The 18,153-nt window shown below is 61.2% G+C and carries 17 protein-coding genes; 3 read left to right on the forward strand and 14 right to left on the reverse strand.

Going from position 1 to position 18,153, the window contains the following annotated elements:
* Positions 1 to 51 precede the first annotated feature (51 nt).
* The 3 genes from AC1RO0_RS05590 to AC1RO0_RS05600 all read left to right on the forward strand — a co-directional run bounded on the left by AC1RO0_RS05590 (position 52) and on the right by AC1RO0_RS05600 (position 5,951).
* Positions 52 to 1,020 (forward strand): ABC transporter substrate-binding protein, encoded by a 969-nt coding sequence (locus AC1RO0_RS05590; RefSeq protein ID WP_498591907.1) that lies wholly within the window; start codon positions 52 to 54, stop codon positions 1,018 to 1,020.
* Between the two features lie 396 nt (positions 1,021 to 1,416).
* A complete protein-coding gene (locus AC1RO0_RS05595) occupies positions 1,417 to 2,607 on the forward strand; it encodes an efflux RND transporter periplasmic adaptor subunit (RefSeq protein ID WP_498591908.1) in 1,191 nt (396 codons plus the stop codon).
* Between the two features lie 14 nt (positions 2,608 to 2,621).
* The gene (locus AC1RO0_RS05600) at positions 2,622 to 5,951 is read left to right on the forward strand and encodes an efflux RND transporter permease subunit (RefSeq protein ID WP_498591909.1); all 3,330 of its coding nucleotides are present in this window, start codon (positions 2,622 to 2,624) and stop codon (positions 5,949 to 5,951) included.
* Positions 5,952 to 5,990: 39 nt separating this feature from the next.
* Here AC1RO0_RS05600 and ureG read toward each other — a convergent pair whose 3' ends face one another.
* From ureG to urtB, 14 genes are all read right to left on the reverse strand, one after another.
* On the reverse strand, positions 5,991 to 6,602 hold the full coding sequence (gene ureG / locus AC1RO0_RS05605) for an urease accessory protein UreG (RefSeq protein WP_498591910.1): 612 nt from the start codon (positions 6,600 to 6,602) through the stop codon (positions 5,991 to 5,993).
* Between the two features lie 106 nt (positions 6,603 to 6,708).
* Positions 6,709 to 7,380, reverse strand: a complete 672-nt coding sequence (locus AC1RO0_RS05610) for an urease accessory protein UreF (RefSeq protein ID WP_498592386.1) — start codon at positions 7,378 to 7,380, stop codon at positions 6,709 to 6,711.
* A gap of 21 nt (positions 7,381 to 7,401) precedes the next feature.
* Positions 7,402 to 7,905 (reverse strand): urease accessory protein UreE, encoded by a 504-nt coding sequence (gene ureE, locus AC1RO0_RS05615; protein ID WP_498591911.1) that lies wholly within the window; start codon positions 7,903 to 7,905, stop codon positions 7,402 to 7,404.
* 79 nt (positions 7,906 to 7,984) lie between these two features.
* The gene (locus AC1RO0_RS05620) at positions 7,985 to 8,842 is read right to left on the reverse strand and encodes a GGDEF domain-containing protein (protein WP_498591912.1); all 858 of its coding nucleotides are present in this window, start codon (positions 8,840 to 8,842) and stop codon (positions 7,985 to 7,987) included.
* Positions 8,843 to 9,182: 340 nt separating this feature from the next.
* Complete coding sequence (locus tag AC1RO0_RS05625) at positions 9,183 to 9,857, reverse strand: TIGR02117 family protein (protein WP_498591913.1); 675 nt, start codon at positions 9,855 to 9,857, stop codon at positions 9,183 to 9,185.
* Positions 9,858 to 9,864: 7 nt separating this feature from the next.
* Positions 9,865 to 11,574, reverse strand: a complete 1,710-nt coding sequence (ureC, locus tag AC1RO0_RS05630) for an urease subunit alpha (protein WP_498591914.1) — start codon at positions 11,572 to 11,574, stop codon at positions 9,865 to 9,867.
* A gap of 3 nt (positions 11,575 to 11,577) precedes the next feature.
* Complete coding sequence (locus tag AC1RO0_RS05635; protein WP_498592387.1) at positions 11,578 to 12,201, reverse strand: glycosyltransferase family 29 protein; 624 nt, start codon at positions 12,199 to 12,201, stop codon at positions 11,578 to 11,580.
* Between the two features lie 43 nt (positions 12,202 to 12,244).
* Positions 12,245 to 12,550, reverse strand: coding sequence for an urease subunit beta (locus tag AC1RO0_RS05640; RefSeq protein WP_007689919.1), 306 nt, complete (start codon positions 12,548 to 12,550; stop codon positions 12,245 to 12,247).
* A 22-nt stretch (positions 12,551 to 12,572) separates the two neighbouring features.
* A complete protein-coding gene (locus AC1RO0_RS05645) occupies positions 12,573 to 12,875 on the reverse strand; it encodes an urease subunit gamma (RefSeq protein WP_007689920.1) in 303 nt (100 codons plus the stop codon).
* A gap of 31 nt (positions 12,876 to 12,906) precedes the next feature.
* Positions 12,907 to 13,728 carry an urease accessory protein UreD gene (locus AC1RO0_RS05650; protein WP_498591915.1) on the reverse strand — a complete coding sequence of 274 codons (822 nt, stop codon included), beginning with the start codon at positions 13,726 to 13,728 and terminating at the stop codon, positions 12,907 to 12,909.
* A gap of 165 nt (positions 13,729 to 13,893) precedes the next feature.
* Positions 13,894 to 14,589: an urea ABC transporter ATP-binding subunit UrtE gene (gene urtE / locus AC1RO0_RS05655; protein ID WP_371108622.1), complete on the reverse strand. Its 696-nt coding sequence runs from the start codon at positions 14,587 to 14,589 to the stop codon at positions 13,894 to 13,896.
* Position 14,590: 1 nt separating this feature from the next.
* Complete coding sequence (gene urtD / locus AC1RO0_RS05660; protein ID WP_498591916.1) at positions 14,591 to 15,346, reverse strand: urea ABC transporter ATP-binding protein UrtD; 756 nt, start codon at positions 15,344 to 15,346, stop codon at positions 14,591 to 14,593.
* Positions 15,347 to 15,350: 4 nt separating this feature from the next.
* Complete coding sequence (gene urtC / locus AC1RO0_RS05665) at positions 15,351 to 16,511, reverse strand: urea ABC transporter permease subunit UrtC (RefSeq protein WP_498591917.1); 1,161 nt, start codon at positions 16,509 to 16,511, stop codon at positions 15,351 to 15,353.
* Positions 16,508 to 18,133 carry an urea ABC transporter permease subunit UrtB gene (urtB, locus tag AC1RO0_RS05670; protein WP_498591918.1) on the reverse strand — a complete coding sequence of 542 codons (1,626 nt, stop codon included), beginning with the start codon at positions 18,131 to 18,133 and terminating at the stop codon, positions 16,508 to 16,510. The genes urtC and urtB overlap by 4 nt, the downstream gene beginning before the upstream one ends.
* Between the last annotated feature and the right edge of the window lie 20 nt (positions 18,134 to 18,153).

Here is an 18,153-nt window from a genome sequence, read left to right on the forward strand (position 1 = left end):
ATCCTAGGCAAGGGATCAGGGCATAACTTCAGAGGGAAAAGGGTGAAGACCATGAAAAGACTGATGCTTACACTGATGGCGAGCGCCATGGCGCTGACCATGGCTCAGGCAGCTAACGCCGCCGACAAGCTGACGCTGCAGTTGAAATGGGTGGCACAGGGCCAGTTCGGCGGCTATTTCGTCGCCAAGGACAAGGGCTTCTACAAGGAAGAAGGCCTCGACGTCGACATCAAGCCGGGCGGCCCGGACATTGCGCCGGAACAGGTGATCGCCGGCGGCGGTGCCGACGTGATCGTCGACTGGATGGGTGGCGCCCTGGTTGCTCGCGAAAAGGGCGTGCCGCTGATCAACATCGCCCAGCCCTTCGAAAAGTCCGGCCTCGAGCTGATTTGCCCGAAGGATGGCCCGGTCAAGACAGAGAAGGATTTCAAGGGCCATACGCTCGGTGTCTGGTTCTTCGGCAACGAATATCCCTTCTTCGCCTGGATGAACAAGCTTGGCCTGAAGACCGATGGCGGCAAGGATGGCGTCACCGTCCTGAAGCAGAGCTTCGACGTCCAGCCGCTCGTCCAGAAACAGGCCGACTGCATCTCCGTCATGACCTACAATGAATACTGGCAGGCGATCGATGCCGGCTTCAAGGCGGAAGACCTCACCGTCTTCAACTACTCCAAGCTCGGCATCGACCTTCTGGAAGACGGCCTCTATGTCAAGGAGGACAAGCTGAAGGATCCGAAGTTCAAGGCCGACATGGTCAAGTTCGTCCGTGCTTCGCTGAAGGGCTGGAAATATGCCGTCGAGCATCCGGACGAAGCCGCCGAAATCGTCATGGATAATGGCGGCCAGGACGAAAACCACCAGAAGCGCATGATGGGCGAAGTCGCCAAGCTGATCGGCAGCGGCAAGCTCGACACCAAGCTTTATGATCGCACCGTCGAGGCCCTTCTCGACCAGAAGATCATCAACAAGAAGCCGACCGGCGCTTACACGCACGAGATCACCGACGCCGCGCTGAAATAGTCCCAGTGCAGCAGATGAATCGGAGCGCGCGAGGTTTATCCCTCGCGCGTTCTTTTCATTTTGTAACAACCACCACAAAAAGCTGGCTTTATCCTCGCATCTGGATGAAAAGCCAGGCGTCGATCAAGTATTTGAATGCTGACATCACATTGCCGTGATTGATTCATAGCGTCGCCCACACTAGAATTATCCTGCGGTAGAAATCATTTTCTCGTGATCTTGCGGGATTTGGAAATCGCTCCCATTTAATGGGACGAGTTGAGGATGAGGGACTTTCTGGCATGACAGACGGATGTTGATCCGCCGGACGAAGCCGGCCCGCATGCATATCCCCCGTGTTCGCGACGGAAACAGCGAAATCCCCTTTACCCAAAATGCCGAACTGGAACCGGACGCATGGCCCTCACGCCGCATAGATTTCTGAGCACGACCGCAATCCTGCTTGCCCTGCTGTCAGCGCCCGCGGCCTTCGCGGAAGAGCCCACTGTAACCGCTCCGAAACAGAACCTGCCGGCCATCGTCGTCACGCAGGCGCAAACGCGAAAGCTTGTCGACAAGGTGGTTGCCACCGGCACGGTGAAAGCCGTGGAAGAGGTCTATATCCAGCCGCAGGTCGATGGCCTGTCTGTCCGATCGCTCAACGCCGATGTCGGCGACAAGGTCGAGGCGAACGGTACGCTCGCCACGCTGAACGATGACGCGCTCATCCTGCAGAAAAGCCAAATGGCGGCGACGAAGGCCAAGGGCCAGGCAACGCTTGCCCAATTGCGCGCGCAGCTTATCGAGGCCCATGCCAATGCGGATGAGGCGGAACTGGCGCGTGCCCGCGCCGTCGCCATGGGTGCCAGGGGCACGGTCTCGACCTCGTCCGTCGAGCAGGCAAACGCCACGGCGGCCGCCAACAAGGCGCGCGTGGCCTCGGCCGAACAGGCAATCGCCGTTGCCGAAGCCGATCTCAAGGTCACCGACAGCCAGATTGCCGATACCGATCTGAAACTCGCCCGCACCGGCATCAAGACGCCGGTTGCCGGCACCGTCGCCTCGCGCAACGCCCGCATCGGCGCCATCGCCAACGGCAGCAGCGATCCGCTCTTCACCATCATCCGCGACAGCAAGCTCGAGCTTGTCGTCGACGTTTCCGAAAGCGACATCACCAAGATCACCATCGGGCAGAAGGCGTTGATTTCGCTTTCCGGCAGCCGCGAAAAGCTCTCGGGCACGGTGCGTCTGGTTGCGCCGATCGTCGACTCCGTGACCCGTCTGGGCGCCGTTCATATCTCCATCGATGAGGGCGACAAGGCACGCGCGGGCATGTACGGCAGCGCCGAGATCGTCATTCGCGAGACCCAGGGCGTCGCCCTGCCGCTCACCGCCGTCAACAGCGACGAGAATGGCTCCTCCGCTCGCAAGGTCGAGAGCGGCGTGGTCAAGTTCGTCAATGTCGAGACCGGCATCCAGGACGGCGCCTATGTCGAGATCGTCAAGGGCCTGCAGGATGGCGAAGAGGTCGTGGCCAAGGCCGGCGCCTATGTCCGCGATGGCGACCACATCACGCCCGTCAAACAAGCGCCGCAAGCGTCCAACTGAGCGAGAACGGCAAGATGAACTTTTCCGCCTGGTCCATCCGAAATCCGGTCGCGCCGCTCCTGGGCTTTTTCCTGCTGATGGTGGTGGGCGCGCACGCCTTCTTCAATCTGCCGATCACCCGTTTCCCGAATATCGACGTACCGGTCGTAAACGTGACCGTGACGCAGAGCGGCGCATCGCCCGCCGAACTTGAAATGCAGGTGACGAAGGAGATCGAAGACGCCGTCGCCAGCATCAACGGCATCGACGAGATCCAATCGACCGTCACTGACGGTCAATCGCAGACCGTCGTGGTCTTCCGCCTCGAAGTGCCGACACCACAGGCCGTTCAGGATACCAAGGACGCGATCGACCGCATCCGCGGCAACCTGCCCTCCACCATCGATGAACCGATCGTCTCCAAGGTCGACGTCGAAGGACAGGCGATCCAGAGCTTCGCCGTCTCCTCGCCGAACATGACGCTCGAAGAAATGTCCTGGTTCGTCGACGATGTCGTCAAGCGCGCCCTGCAAGGCCAGTCCGGCATCGGCCGTGTCGACCGCTACGGCGGCGCCGACCGCGAAGTCCGCATCGAACTCGACCCCAACAAGCTGAATGCCCATGGCATCACCGCACTTTCGGTCAGCCAGCAACTGCGCGGCACCAACGTCGACCTCGGCTCCGGTCGTGGCCAGGTGGCCGGCAGCGAACAGGCGATCCGCGTGCTTGGCGACGCCCGCGATGTCGCACAGCTCGCCGACACCACGATCGCGCTGACCGACGGCCGCTTCGTCAAGCTCTCCGATCTCGGGACGATCAAGGATACCTATCAGGAGCCGAAATCCTTCTCGCGCTTCAACAGCACGCCCGTCGTCACCTTCGGCGTGTTCCGCGCCAAGGGCGCCAGCGAAGTAACCGTCGCCAAGACCGTGAACGACACGCTGGACAAGGTGCGCGCCGAAAACCCGAATGTCTCCATCGAGCTGATCGACGACTCCGTCTACTACACCTACGGCAACTACGAAGCCGCCATGCACACGCTGCTCGAAGGCGCGCTGCTGGCGATCATCGTCGTCTTCCTCTTCCTCCGGAATTGGCGAGCGACACTAATCTCGGCCGTCGCCCTGCCGCTTTCGGCGATCCCGACCTTCTGGATCATGAACGAGATCGGCTTCTCGCTGAACCTCGTCAGCTTCCTCGCTCTGACGCTCGCGACCGGTATCCTCGTCGACGACGCCATCGTCGAGATCGAGAACATCGCCCGCCATATCAAGATGGGCAAGACGCCCTATCGCGCCGCGATCGAAGCCGCCGACGAGATCGGCCTTGCCGTCATCGCCACCACCTTCACCATCATCGCCGTTTTCGTTCCGGTCTCCTTCATGCCGGGCATTCCCGGCCAATATTTCATCCAGTTCGGCCTGACCGTCGCCTTCTCGGTGTTCTTCTCGCTGCTGGTTGCGCGCCTGATCACGCCGATGATGGCCGCCTATCTGATGCGGGCCGAGGATGGCGTGGACGACCATCAGGACAATGACGGCCCGCTCATGCGCGGCTATAGCCGGCTGGTGCACCTGACGACGAAGGCCTGGTACACGCGCTATCCGACCTTGCTTGCGGCCTTCGCCTTCTCCGTCGCCTCGATCTTTGCGCTGATCATGTTCGTTCCCGGCAGCTTCATCCCTCCGGAAGATGCCTCCCGCATCGTGCTGTCAGCCGAATTGCCGCCGAATGCCCGGCTGGATGACACCGAGGTGGCGACCAATGAGATTTACAAGCGCGTCAAGGATATCGACGGTGTCAAAAGCGTCTTCGTTCTCGGTGGAGCCTCGCCCAAGGGCGATCTGGAATTGCGCCGTGCAACGGTAACGCTGACGCTCGGCAGACTTGACCACTCCCTCACCAAGAAGCTGGTCAACGATGTCCTCGGCTCGATACCCGTCATCGGTCCCTATCTGCCGAAGGTGACCGTCCATGGCCGCGAGCGCCCGCAATGGGATATAGAAAAGGAAGTCTTCGCCAAGCTGCGTTCGCTTCCCGACGTCCGTATCACCAAGCTCAACGACCGCGGAGAACGCGATCTGGCCTACAACTTCCTCTCCCGCAACGAGAAGGATCTGAACCAGGCCGTCGGTATTCTCGAAGCCAAGCTGCGCAGCGATCCGGCGCTTGCCAATGTCAGCGCCGACGGCGCCCTGCCCCGGCCGGAGCTGCAGATCTATCCACGCAAGGATGAAGCCGCCCGCCTCGGCATCACGCCGCAGATGATTTCCGACACTGTGCGCGTTGCGACCATCGGCGATATCGACGCCTCGCTGGCCAAGATCTCGCTTGATGATCGCCAGATCCCGATCCGGGTGCAGGCATCGCTCGGCCTGCGCCGTGACCTCGCCTCGATCCGGGCACTGCGCATCAAGACTGCCTCGGGCACCACGGTGCCGATGTCGAGCGTCGCCGATATCGACTATTCCGAGGGCCTGTCCTCGATCAAGCGCAACAACCGCTATCGCGTCGTCGCGATCGGTGCCGACCTACCGCAGGGCGTGGCGCTGGATACGGCTTCGAGCCACTTCCTCGACATCGTCAACAACGCCAAGATACCCGCCAGCGTCCATCTGGCGGAAAGCGGCGACACCAAGGTCCAGAAGGAAATGCAGACAAGCTTCGGCAACGCCATGCTGATGGGCCTGCTGCTGGTGCTGACCGTGCTGATCCTGCTGTTCAAGGATGTGATCCAACCCTTCACCATCCTGCTGTCGCTGCCCCTGGCGATCGGCGGCGTGGCACTGGCGCTGATCATGACCGGCAATGCCCTGTCCATGCCCGTCATGATCGGCATTCTGATGCTGATGGGCATCGTCACCAAGAACGCTATCCTGCTGGTCGATTTCGCCATCGAGATGATGCATCACGGCATGCCGAGGCTGGACGCCGTGGTCGAGGCCGGCCGCAAGCGCGCCCGCCCGATCATCATGACCTCGATCGCCATGTCCGCCGGCATGTTGCCATCTGCGCTGGGCGTCGGCGAAGGCGGTTCGTTCCGTGCGCCGATGGCGATCGCGGTGATCGGTGGCATCATCGTCTCTACCGTGCTCAGCCTGGTGGTCGTGCCGTCCTTCTTCCTGATCATGGACGACCTGTCGCGCCTGCTGGCCTGGCTCTTCGGCCGTCTCGTCGGCAAGAAGGACGCGGATGACGAGGTTCTGACCAAGGAAAGCCTGGCGGTCGCCGTCAACGAGAACCGCAAGTCGCTGACCGCGTTGGAAGAGCGTATCGACGCCGTGGAGCACAAGGACGCGCCGCAACATGGCAGCGCGACGGCAAGGACGAATATCCTGAAACTGCCGCCATTCGCCGCCGAATAGCGGCGGCCCGACAGTAGAATGAATGAACGGCGGGGCGGCTTAAAGGCCGCCCTGTTCCTTTAGGAAGTCGACGATCGTTCCAACGCCGTCGCCGCGCTTCATATCGGAGAAGACGAAGGGACGAGCCTGACGCATCCGCGTCGCGTCGCGGTCCATGACATCGAGATCGACATCGACGAAGGGGGCGAGATCCTTCTTGTTGATGACGAGAAGATCGGACTTGGTGATACCAGGACCGCCCTTGCGCGGAATTTCCTCACCCTGGCAGACCGAGATCACATAGATGGTGATATCGGCAAGATCCGGCGAAAAGGTCGCCGCCAGATTATCGCCGCCGGATTCGATGAAGACAACATCAAGATCGGGAAGCCGCTCGTTGAGCCCGGCAATGGCCTGCAGATTGATCGTCGCATCCTCGCGGATGGCGGTATGCGGGCAGCCGCCGGTTTCGACGCCGACGATGCGATCCGAGGTCAGCGCCTGCATTCGCACCAGCGCCTCGGCATCTTCCGTCGTGTAGATATCGTTGGTGACGACGGCGACGGAATATTCGTCCCGCATCGCCTTGCACAGCTTCTCCGTCAGCGCCGTCTTGCCCGAACCGACAGGCCCGCCGATGCCGACGCGCAGAGGTCCATTTCTCGATTTCATGCTCAAAACTCCAATGAAAAATCAGAATAGCGAAGCGCGGTCCTGCCGCACAGCGGCGAATGACGTAGGAATGGCTCCGAATATAACATTTTCTCGCACCGCCACCTCATGAACGAAAGAGGCGCGTGCCCTGCGTTTCATGACGAAGGCTCGCAATGTCGGCCTGAACCGTCGCGGCGCCGAGATCATCGAGGCTCGAGCGCGCGGCACGTTTCGCCGCGTCTGCGATGATATCCTCCAGCCCCGCCAGGATTGCGACACCGTCCTTCTGACCGCTCACCCCGAGCCGGATGCCGGCCGACATCATCTGCGATGCCAGGGCATGCAGGAAGGCCGCGAGCGCCTCCTCGCAGGCGATCCCATGCGCGCGGGCGACGGCACCCACCGCGACAGGATAGGCGGTCTTCGCGGACAAAATCGAAAAGACCGGATGTGGCCAGGCTTCAGCCGCTGAGAGGAAGGCCTCGCCGAGCAGCATGGTCTCCTGATGCCGCTCCTTCGAACCGGCGAGCGCCTCGGCAAGCTCGGCCACGTCCGCCAGCCGCGCCGCATCCTCGCCGGCCCCATGTGCCTCAGCCAGCAGCACCGCATCGTTCCAGGCGGAGCCGTGGCGGATCAGCGCCGTGATCCAGTCCTTGAGGCTCTTCGCATCCCGCACAAGACCATCATGCACGGCGCGCTCCAGGCCGCCCGAATAGGCAAAGGAACCGACGGGAAAGGCCGGCGACAGCCATGCCATCAGCCGCAGGAGCGCCTGCAAATCGCGATTGCCTGTCACTGGAAGCTCGGTCATCGACGGTCAGTCGTGCGAATGGTCGTGGTGGTCGTGGCCATGACTGTGCCCGTGGTCGTGACCGTGCGAATGACCGCCATGGGCGTGATAGGCGCCGCGGGCCGGCTGGAAGGGCTCGCTGACCTCCGTCACGGTCGCACCAAGGCCTTCGAGCATCGAACGGATGACATGATCGCGCAGGATGAGGATACGCTCGTCCTCGATCTGCGCCGAAAGATGCCGGTTGCCCAGATGCCAGGCGAGCTCGATCAGATGCCGGCGGTCACGCGGCTTGATCTCGAACAGCTTTTCCTCGGCGGCGACGATCTCGATCAGCTCACCGTCCTCGCGCACTAGCAGGTCGCCATTGGCAAACAGAACCGGCTCCTTGAGGTCCAGCATGACCATCTCGCCATTTTCGAGATGCAGCAGCTTGCGGCGCAGATGGCGGAGATCATGCGGCAGTTCGACACGATCGATCGGATTGGAGGAAGGGGTGCCGGCCGGCAGATAGGAAGTGACGCGTTGCATGACGGATCCAATTCAAAGCTTTGTCAGACCATGCAAAATAGTCGCTTTCCGCGCAAGGACCAATGCCGGTTTCGCAGAGCTATATCCTGTTGCCATATCGATATTGCTCGACATGATCCAGCGCCGTCTCCTGCTCATCACTCGAACAGCGATGCCAGGCCTGGTTCATCCATTCGCTTTCATGAACGATGCGATTGCGACCGAGTGCCTTAGCGAGATAGAGCGCTTTGTCGGCGGCGGCATAGGCGGCTTCTTTCCTGCGCGGACCCCACATGTCGGCGATCCCCGCTGAAATGGTGATCTTCACCACGCCGCCCTCGACGGCAATGGCATGGTTCGCAATCAGCGTCTTCACCTCCTCGATGCGGGCGATGCGCTCAGCCATATCGCGGCCATGGACGATGGCGCCGAACTCTTCGCCACCCAGCCGAGCAACTACATCTCCACCCCGGAAGATACCAGAAAAGATCTGCGACACCGCCACGATGACAGCATCGCCCGAGGCGTGCCCATAACGGTCATTGATCGTCTTGAACCGGTCGACATCGAAGATCACCAGAGAGGCATTGTTCTCGACCCGGTCCAATGCCTCGGTGAAGGCGCGGCGATTCAGCAGGCCGGACAGCGTGTCCGTGCGGCTCAGCCGTTCGAATTCGGCATTGGAGAGGGCGAGCTTGTGAATAGCATGGCCGGCCAGCAACGCCAGAGCAGCGGAAACAATGCCGCCGATGAACGATGCGAGGAGAATGCAGAGACGGATGGCATCCAGCATCGGCAGCGGCAACAAACCAAGCCACTGCACGATCGGCAGCATCACAAGGATGATGGCGACCGACAGAACGATGGCGGCGCAACTCATCTTCAGCGCGAAAAAGTATATCGTGCGGTGGCACTGAAAATCACCCAACTCGGCCTGCAGCGAAATCCATTGTTTCATGCGATTCACCTTCCTCAGCCCACCGTGCCCATGACGTGAGATAGGGGTGAAGGCTCTTCGATGTCTTTAATGCAATGATTAAAATGCGTGGCATTTCCCAACTTGTGAACGATTAGAAATGACCGCCGACGTCATGCCCTGCGCCAAGCGAAACACCAGCTCAAGTGCCTGCTGGCTCAAGCCTATGATAATGCTGAATTAGTTCCTTGGCCTTACGAAAAACCCCTGAAATCCTAGGGATATCGACACCGGCAACCCATAAAACACCACAGCAGCGACACAAGACTGGGGATAAAAATGGAGCATCGGCTCGTGAGCGGGCTCGCCGATTAGAAGCGCCTTAATTGTAAAGGGCAAGCGACAGCTTCAGCGTCTCCGGAACAGGGTTCCACAGACCGGTTCTGATCCCGGCTGCTCGCAATGCGGCCGCCGTCCAGGTGTTGCAGCCGAACAGCGCATTGAAATAACCCTTCGCCTCGAAGAAGCGATCGGTAACACCATAGGCTGCATCGGCGATGGGCGTTACTTTGCCGTTTTGCTCTTCAAAGCTCGTCGCAATGAACCCCAGCAAGGCCGTGAATTCACTCGAACTGACGTCAAACACCTGAACGTCGGGATGCTGCTCGGGAAGGTGTCCTGCGACATCGACGTGCAGCACCGAGCTGTCCAGCGTCAGCGCCCGCAGCACCGGCATCGGTTTCAGGTCCGTCCAGCGCGGCGTTTCCAGATAAAAGGCGCGGCCGCCCCAACCGAAGATCAGCCACTCCGCATCGGGCGCCGCCAAGGGAATGCCGGCCTGTCCAAGAAAGGAAAACGCCGCCCGGGTCTCGTCATTGAGCGGCACGGCGATGTCGGTATGGATCGGGTTGGAAAGCACCAGAATGCGCCGCGAACCCACAGCTTCGGGTACCGCCTCGGCCGGCGCAAACAATGGCCTCGGAATAAAAGTTCCGCCCGCCACGGCCAGCACAGCCAGCAGCACCAGGCGAAACAACCAGCGAATGGCTCCCCCCATTAACCGCTCAGAACAGGAAGTAACGCTGCGCCATCGGCAGCACTGTCGCCGGTTCGCAGGTCAGAAGCTCTCCGTCGGCGCGCACTTCGTATGTCTCCGGATCGACCTCGATATGCGGCGTCAGGCTGTTATGGATCATCGACGTCTTGGAGATGCCGCCGCGGGTATTCTTGACCGCAAGGAGCTTCTTGGCAACACCAAGCCTGCCCGCGAGACCGGCATCGAGCGAGGCCTGCGACACGAAGGTGACCGAGGAATTCGTCAGGCTCTTGCCGTAGGCTGCGAACATCGGACGGTAATGCATCGGCTGCGGCGTCGGGATCGAGGCATTCGGATCGCCCATGGGCGCAGCCGCGATCGAGCCGCCGAGCAGAACCATCTCCGGCTTGACGCCAAAGAAGGCCGGGTTCCAGATCACCAGGTCGGCGCGCTTGCCGACTTCGATCGACCCGACCTCATGGCTGAGACCCTGGGCGATCGCCGGATTGATCGTATATTTGGCGATATAACGCTTGACGCGGAAATTGTCGTTGTCGCCGGTTTCCTGGGCTAAACGGCCGCGCTGACGCTTCATCTTGTCGGCGGTCTGCCAGGTGCGGATCGCCACTTCGCCGACGCGGCCCATGGCCTGGCTGTCGGAGGAGATGATCGAGAAGGCGCCGATATCATGAAGGATATCTTCCGCCGCGATCGTCTCCTTGCGGATACGGCTTTCGGCGAAGGCGATGTCTTCCGGGATCGACGGCGACAGGTGATGGCAGACCATCAGCATGTCGAGATGCTCGGCAATGGTGTTAACCGTATAAGGTCGCGTCGGATTGGTCGAAGACGGAATGACGTTCGACTGGCCGCAGATCTTGATGATGTCGGGCGCATGGCCGCCGCCGGCACCTTCGGTATGAAAAGCATGGATGGTGCGGCCCTTGATGGCACCGATCGTATCCTCCACGAAGCCGCTTTCATTCAACGTATCCGTGTGGATCATCACCTGCACATCATACTCATCGGCGACGCTCAGGCAGCAGTCGATCGCGGCCGGCGTCGTGCCCCAATCCTCGTGGAGCTTCAGCGAGCAGGCGCCGGCAAGTACCATTTCTTCAAGGGCGGCCGGCAACGACGCATTCCCCTTGCCGGCAAGCGCGAGATTCATGGGAAAGGCATCGAAGCTTTCGATCATTCGTTCGATATGCCAGGCACCGGTGCAGGTGGTTGCGAGCGTGCCATGCGCAGGCCCCGAACCGCCGCCGAGCATGGTCGTCACGCCGCTCATCAGCGCCTCTTCGATTTGTTGCGGGCAGATGAAGTGGATATGCGCGTCCATGCCCCCGGCAGTCAGGATCTTGCCTTCACCGGCAATGATTTCCGTCGAAGGACCGATGATGATCGTGATCCCTGGCTGGGTGTCCGGGTTGCCGGCCTTGCCGATCGCGGCGATACGGCCGTTCTTCAGACCGACATCCGCCTTGACGATGCCCCAGGTGTCGACGATCAGCGCGTTGGTGATGACGGTATCGACGGCGCCGTTTGCCCGCGTCACCTGGCTCTGCCCCATGCCATCTCGAATGACCTTGCCGCCGCCGAACTTCACCTCTTCGCCATAGGTGGTGAAATCCTTCTCGACCTCGATGAAGAGCTCGGTGTCGGCAAGCCGCACCTTGTCGCCGGTGGTCGGCCCGAACATGTTGGCATAGGCGGCGCGGGAGATCTTGTAGGACATGAATCAGGCTCCTTGGGAGGAAAGAATGGATGTTGTGCTGGCCATGCGCCGGAGGCGGCCAAGGGAAATATAAAAATCGACCAATCGCTTCTCAGCCGCGAAGGGGTGACCGTCCCAGCCGGTGTGGCTGAAGCCGGTGATGGCGATGTCGTCGTCGGGGTGGAGCAAAAGCAGCGCGCCGATCGCGACCAAGCCGCTGCTTGGTACGATATAAGAACCCGGTTCATGCGCAGAAAGCGCCTCGTCAAGGCGCTCATGAACGGATTGGTCGATCACGACGTGGCGCTTGCCGGTTGCGCGGCAAAAGGCGGTGAACTGATCGGTGTAATCGTCGCAGAAATCATTGAGTTCCGGATGCGACAGGGCAAGCGACGCGCGCAGTGCCGCAAACTTCCGGGGATCACGCGCACTCCAGATTTCCGACGCAGCCGCAACGGGCGGGCTTTTGCGCCATTCGGCGGAGCCAAGCATGGCGCGGGCGGGCCTGCCGGTGTTGCAGATGGCGACGATATCGGTGCGGCTGCCGCCTGTCCCGAAAGAGCGACAATCATTGAAACGCACGACCATGTCGGCGGCGTCGATCTCACTCGCCGCCCCCTCAGCAATCTCGCCGTTGCCGACGATCATGATCCTGCGTTTCGCGCTCACTGTGCGCCCTCCCCGACAAGCCTCAGAGCTTGCCCATGACCTGCTGGCGGAAGCCGTAGACCTCGCGCTTGCCGGACAGCGGGATGAGCGTCACCGAGCGCGTCTGGCCCGGTTCGAAACGCACGGCGGTGCCTGCGGGAATATCGAGCCGCATGCCCCTCGCCTTGTCCCGATCGAAGGACAGGCCACCGTTCGTCTCGGCAAAATGATAGTGGCTGCCGACTTGCACCGGCCGGTCGCCCGTATTGGAAACCTCCAGCGTCACGGTCGGTGCGCCGACGTTGAGTTCGATATCGCCGCTAGCAGCAATGATTTCGCCTGGGATCATGGTCTTTCTCCTCTGCCGTCGCTCAGCGGATGGGCTCGTGCACGGTCACCAGCTTCGTTCCATCCGGAAACGTCGCCTCGACCTGCACGTCATGGATCATCTCGGCAATCCCTTCCATCACCTGATCGCGGGTGATGACATGAGCGCCAGCCTCCATCAGCTCGGCAACCGGGCGGCCATCGCGGGCGCCTTCGACGACAAAATCGGAGATCAGCGCGATGGCTTCGGGATAGTTGAGCTTGACGCCGCGCTCCAGCCGCCGCCGCGCCACCATCGCCGCCATGGAAATCAACAGTTTGTCTTTTTCTCTCGGAGTGAGGTTCATCGCCTACCTATGTAATTGCTATGGTCTTGAATTATAGATTCCAGACTTTCGGCACAGGCGCTCCATTGCGCAAGGCGGAAATGACCGGGATCAGGATTTTTCTGAGTGCAAAACCATCGGACGCCGCCAGCCGCACCACCAGCTTGTCGCGCCATTGGCTGGCACCGCCCATGTGCCCCTCGACGAGCGGCCGCACCTGCGCGAGATAGGTTTCCGCCAGCGGCCCGGTGTAAAGCAGGGTCGCAAAGGCGACCTGACCGCTCAACACGGCATGCTCGGCGGTCAAGGCCGCGACATCACCGTCGAGCCGCAATTCCTCGGCATGGATCAAGCGACCGGCCCGGCGGATGCGCCAGCGGTCGCGGAACAATCCCTGCCTCATCGCCTCGCCCATGGCCTTGCGCCCCAAGAGGATCGCCTCGACAGCCAGGAATTCGGCCGTCTCGTCAAGATCGACATCTAGCCTGCGGGAGAGCGAGGCACGATCGAACAGAATGGTCTCCTGCGGCAACCAGTCGACGCGCGCCCCGGCGCCAGCCCTGATCGAGGTTACGACCTCGGCAGTGCTGGCGGATGCCTTGTAGATCTTCTCGCAGGCCTGCGTGGTCACGTCGATGCGTGTACCCGGCCCGGCGACGACACTCCAATCCATGCGGTCGCCGCCGGTCAGCCCGCCGGCGGTGTTGATGATGACCGCTTCCATGGAATTGTCGAAGGTTGCGGGCAAGCGGATCTTCGCCGACCCCTCCTGGAAAAGCTCGGCCAGGCGTGTACGCCCGTCAAGCGCCTTGGCCGCCAGATGGCCGCGCCCGCGCGCCCTCTGCGGTCTCGTGCTCGCCGCCGCCACCGTCATCCCGTTTCTCCACTTAACCCATCATGTCGTCGCAGGTCATTGAACCCCGTCAAGGAACAAACGGAAGCAATTTCTGTGCCTTATGCGACCGCCCTGAACTCCGGCTGAGAGCATCCCGGTAGCCGCTGCATTTTTCGCCAGACGATGAAAACAGAGGCAGGGGCCTCAGACCGTCAGATGCCGGCGCGCCTCGGGCGTATCCAGCGTCTCCGCCAGCCCCTCATGAACGATCTCGCCGCGGTCCATGATGTAGACGTAGTCGGCGAGCTCGCGGCAGAAATCGAGATATTGCTCGACCAGCAGGATCGCCATGCCGGTGGAATCCCGGAGATAGCGGATCGCCCGGCCGATATCCTTGATGATCGACGGCTGGATGCCCTCGGTCGGCTCATCCAGCACCAGGATCCTCGGCCGTGTCACCATCGCCCGGCCGATCGCCAGTTGCTGCTGCTGGCCACCTGAGAGATCACCGCCACGGCGCGACAGCATGGATTTCAGCACCGGGAACAGATTGTAAATATCATCGGGAATAGTGCGGTCGCGGCGCGGTACGGGCGCAAAGCCGGTCTCCAGATTTTCCTTCACCGTCAGTAGCGGAAAGATCTCGCGGCCCTGCGGCACATAGCCGATACCCTGCTTGGCGCGGGCAAACGGCGCCATGCCGTTCAGCGTCACGCCATTGAAGGCGACCGTCCCGGCCGACAACGCATGCTGGCCGGTGACGGCGCGCAACAGCGAACTCTTGCCGACGCCATTGCGCCCGAGCACGCAGGTAATCTTGCCCATCTCGGCCTTGATCGAGATGCCACGCAGCGCCTGTGCGGCGCCATAATGCAGATTTGCGTTTTCGACTGTCAGCATCTCATCGCCCCAGATAATTCTCGATCACCTTAGGATCGCTACTGACGAAATCGATCGATCCCTCAGCCAGCACAGACCCTTCCGCCAGGCACGTCACCTTGACGCCGAGATCGCGGATGAAACCCATGTCGTGCTCCACCACCACCACCGACCGCGTCTTGGCGATTTCCTTCAGCAGCACCGCCGTCTCCGCCGTCTCGGCATCGGTCATGCCGGCAACCGGCTCGTCGACCAGAAGCAGCTTCGGCTCCTGGGCGAGCAGCATGCCGATCTCCAGCCATTGCTTCTGCCCATGCGAGAGATTGGCGGCCAGCTCGTCGCGGCGATGCGAAAGCCGCACCGTGTCGAGGATTTCGTGGATGCGGTCGCTGTCGGTCGGCGTCAGACGATAGAACAGCGTCGAGAAAACGCCGCGCTTGCGGTTGAGTGCCAGCTCCAGATTGTCCCAGACCGTATGGCTTTCGAAGACGGTCGGCTTCTGGAATTTGCGGCCGATGCCGAGCTGGGCGATATCAGCCTCGTCCTTCTTGGTGAGGTCGACCTGGCCATTGAAGAACACCTCGCCTTCGTCGGGCCGCGTCTTGCCGGTGATGATATCCATCATCGTCGTCTTGCCGGCGCCGTTCGGGCCGATGATGGCGCGAAGTTCTCCCGGTTCGATGACGATCGACAGCGAATTCAGCGCCTTGAAGCCGTCGAAGGAGACGGAGACGTTGTTGAGGTAGAGCATGCTGTTGGGTTTGATATCCGGGATCATGCTCTTACTCCGCCGCCTGAATGGTCTTGCTGGCTTCGTCTTCCTCGGCCTTCGGCTTTGGGCTGACGGGCTTGCGGCCATTGCCGATATACTGCGCCGCCGTACCAACGATGCCCTTGGGCAGGAATAGCGTCACCGCGACGAAGAGGCCGCCGAGCGCAAAGAGCCAGAAACTCGGGAACAGGCCGGTGAAGATCGTCTTGCCACCATTGACGAGGATAGCGCCGATGATCGGCCCGATCAGCGTTGCCCGGCCGCCGACCGCCGTCCAGATAACCACTTCGATCGAATTGGCCGGCGCGAATTCGCCGGGGTTGATGATGCCGATCTGCGGCACATAGAGCGCGCCGGCAATACCCGCCATCATCGCCGACACGACGAAGACGAAGAGCTTCATGTGCTCGACGCGATAGCCGAGGAAGCGCGTCCGGCTCTCCGCGTCACGCACACCCACCAGCACCTTGCCGAACTTCGAGCGGACGATCGCCGAGGACAGCATCAGCGCCAGCGCCAGGAGCAGCGCAGTGATGGCAAAGAGCGCGGCACGCGTGCCATCGGCCTGGATGTTGAAGCCGAGTATATCTTTGAAATCCGTCAGGCCGTTATTGCCGCCAAAACCCATGTCGTTGCGGAAGAAGGCAAGCAACAGCGCATAAGTCATCGCTTGCGTGATGATGGAGAGATAGACGCCATTGACGCGTGAGCGGAAGGCGAACCAGCCGAAGACGAAGGCGAGCAGGCCGGGGGCCGCCAGCACCATGATCATCGCGAACCAGAAATGATCGAAGCCGTACCAGAACCAGGGCAGCTCCTTCCAGTTCAGGAAGACCATGAAATCCGGCAGGATCGGATTGCCATAGGTACCGCGCGTGCCGATCTGCCGCATCAGATACATGCCCATCGCATAGCCGCCGAGCGCGAAGAAGGCGCCGTGGCCGAGCGAGAGAATGCCGCAATAGCCCCAGACGAGATCGAGCGCCAAGGCGAGCAGCGCATAGGTCAGATACTTGCCGAACAGTGACATCAGATAGGTCGGCACATGCAGCGCGCTGGTTTCCGGCAACAGCAGGTTCGACAGCGGCACGAGGAAGGCGATCGCAATCAATATCGCGATGGCGATGCTGATGCGGCGGTCGAGCGAGCGAAGGATAAAGGCCGTGATCATGCTTCCACCGCCCTTCCCTTGAGGGCAAAGAGCCCGCGCGGACGTTTCTGAATAAAGAGGATGATGAGGACGAGGACGAGGATCTTGCCGAGCACCGCGCCTGCATAGGGCTCTAGAAACTTGTTGAGGATGCCGAGCGAGAAGGCGCCGACCAGCGTGCCCCAGAGATTGCCGACGCCGCCGAACACCACGACCATGAAGCTGTCGATGATGTAGCTCTGGCCGAGGTTCGGCGAAACGTTGTCGATCTGTGAAAGCGCGACGCCCGCCATTCCGGCAATGCCCGATCCGAGTGCAAAGGTGAAGGCATCGACCCAGGGCGTGCGGATGCCCATGGAGGAGGCCATGCGCCTATTCTGCGTCACCGCCCGCATTTGCAGCCCGAATGCCGAACGCTTTAGCAGCAGAAGCAGGGCAACGAAGACAGCGAGCGCGAAAACGATGATCCAGAGGCGGTTCCAGGTGAACGAGAGATAGCCGATATCGAAGGAGCCGGACATCCAGGAGGGATTGCCGACTTCCTGATTGGTCGGCCCGAAGATCGAACGCACGGCCTGTTGCAGGATCAGCGAAATGCCCCAGGTGGCAAGCAGCGTTTCCAGCGGCCGGCCATAGAGAAAGCGGATGACGCCGCGCTCGATGACGAGACCGACGGCACCCGTCACCACGAATGCAACGGGCAAGGCGATCGCCAGCGACCAGTCGAAGAGTTCCGGATAAGACGTGCGGATAACGCTCTGGACCATGAAGGTGGAATAGGCCCCGAGCATCACCATCTCGCCATGCGCCATGTTGATGATGCCCATGACACCGAAGGTGATGGCAAGGCCGATGGCGGCCAGCAGCAGCACCGAGCCGAGCGACAGGCCGTACCAGACATTCTGCGCGACATCCCAGATCTGCAATTGATCCTCGATGCCGGCAATGGCGGCGGCAACGTCGGGCTTCAGGCTGTCATCGATGGAGACGGAGGAAAGGATGCCGATGGCATCACGTCCGCCCTCGGTCTTGATCGTTTCGATCGCGGCCTTCTTCTGCTCCAGCGAACGATCGGAGCTGAGGACGACAACCGCGCGCGCCTTTTCCAGCACGCCACGAATTTCGCCGTCCTTCTCATTCTGAAGGGCTGCCTCCAGCACCTCCAGCGAATCCGGGCTCGGCGACTTCAGCACCGATTGCGCGGCCTCAAGCCGGACGCCGCGATCCGGGCTCAACAGCGTCAAGCCGCCGAGCGCCGCGCGGACCGAGCGACGGAGATTGTTATTGATCTTGATTTTCGTGAGGTTGCCCTTGGCTTCCTCGCCAGCCGCCTGCCCGGTGACCGGATCGATCAAGCTCATGGCGTCGCCGGAGGATTTGGCAATGAAGACCTGGTTGTCGGATTTGCGGACATAGAGATCGCCATCCGAAAAGGCCTGCAAGGCCGGCACCACCTTGGGATCGCCGGTCTTGGCCAGATTCTTGACGATCTCATCGGCCTGCTGGAAGTTCGCCGGACCAAGCGCGTTGATGAGGCTATGTGCATCCTCCTCAGCGCGCAGCGCCGTGGCGGTCAGCACCAGCATCAGGCAAAAGCCGGCGGTAAGCGCCAAGGCTATGCGGTAAGCGAATTTGTCGATCATCGCGCTTGTCCCCTCAAGCT

Source organism: Rhizobium sp. GW821-FHT14E12 (assembly GCF_058803745.1).

Coding starts and splice junctions, on each gene's coding strand:
- AC1RO0_RS05590 (WP_498591907.1), top strand. CDS start 52: ATGAAAAGACTGATGCTTACACTGATGGCGAGCGCCATGGCGCTGACC.
- AC1RO0_RS05595 (WP_498591908.1), top strand. CDS start 1,417: ATGGCCCTCACGCCGCATAGATTTCTGAGCACGACCGCAATCCTGCTT.
- AC1RO0_RS05600 (WP_498591909.1), top strand. CDS start 2,622: ATGAACTTTTCCGCCTGGTCCATCCGAAATCCGGTCGCGCCGCTCCTG.
- ureG (WP_498591910.1), bottom strand. CDS start 6,602: ATGAAATCGAGAAATGGACCTCTGCGCGTCGGCATCGGCGGGCCTGTC.
- ureE (WP_498591911.1), bottom strand. CDS start 7,905: ATGCAACGCGTCACTTCCTATCTGCCGGCCGGCACCCCTTCCTCCAAT.
- AC1RO0_RS05620 (WP_498591912.1), bottom strand. CDS start 8,842: ATGAAACAATGGATTTCGCTGCAGGCCGAGTTGGGTGATTTTCAGTGC.
- AC1RO0_RS05625 (WP_498591913.1), bottom strand. CDS start 9,857: ATGGGGGGAGCCATTCGCTGGTTGTTTCGCCTGGTGCTGCTGGCTGTG.
- ureC (WP_498591914.1), bottom strand. CDS start 11,574: ATGTCCTACAAGATCTCCCGCGCCGCCTATGCCAACATGTTCGGGCCG.
- AC1RO0_RS05635 (WP_498592387.1), bottom strand. CDS start 12,201: ATGATCGTCGGCAACGGCGAGATTGCTGAGGGGGCGGCGAGTGAGATC.
- AC1RO0_RS05640 (WP_007689919.1), bottom strand. CDS start 12,550: ATGATCCCAGGCGAAATCATTGCTGCTAGCGGCGATATCGAACTCAAC.
- AC1RO0_RS05645 (WP_007689920.1), bottom strand. CDS start 12,875: ATGAACCTCACTCCGAGAGAAAAAGACAAACTGTTGATTTCCATGGCG.
- AC1RO0_RS05650 (WP_498591915.1), bottom strand. CDS start 13,728: ATGACGGTGGCGGCGGCGAGCACGAGACCGCAGAGGGCGCGCGGGCGC.
- urtE (WP_371108622.1), bottom strand. CDS start 14,589: ATGCTGACAGTCGAAAACGCAAATCTGCATTATGGCGCCGCACAGGCG.
- urtD (WP_498591916.1), bottom strand. CDS start 15,346: ATGATCCCGGATATCAAACCCAACAGCATGCTCTACCTCAACAACGTC.
- urtC (WP_498591917.1), bottom strand. CDS start 16,511: ATGATCACGGCCTTTATCCTTCGCTCGCTCGACCGCCGCATCAGCATC.
- urtB (WP_498591918.1), bottom strand. CDS start 18,133: ATGATCGACAAATTCGCTTACCGCATAGCCTTGGCGCTTACCGCCGGC.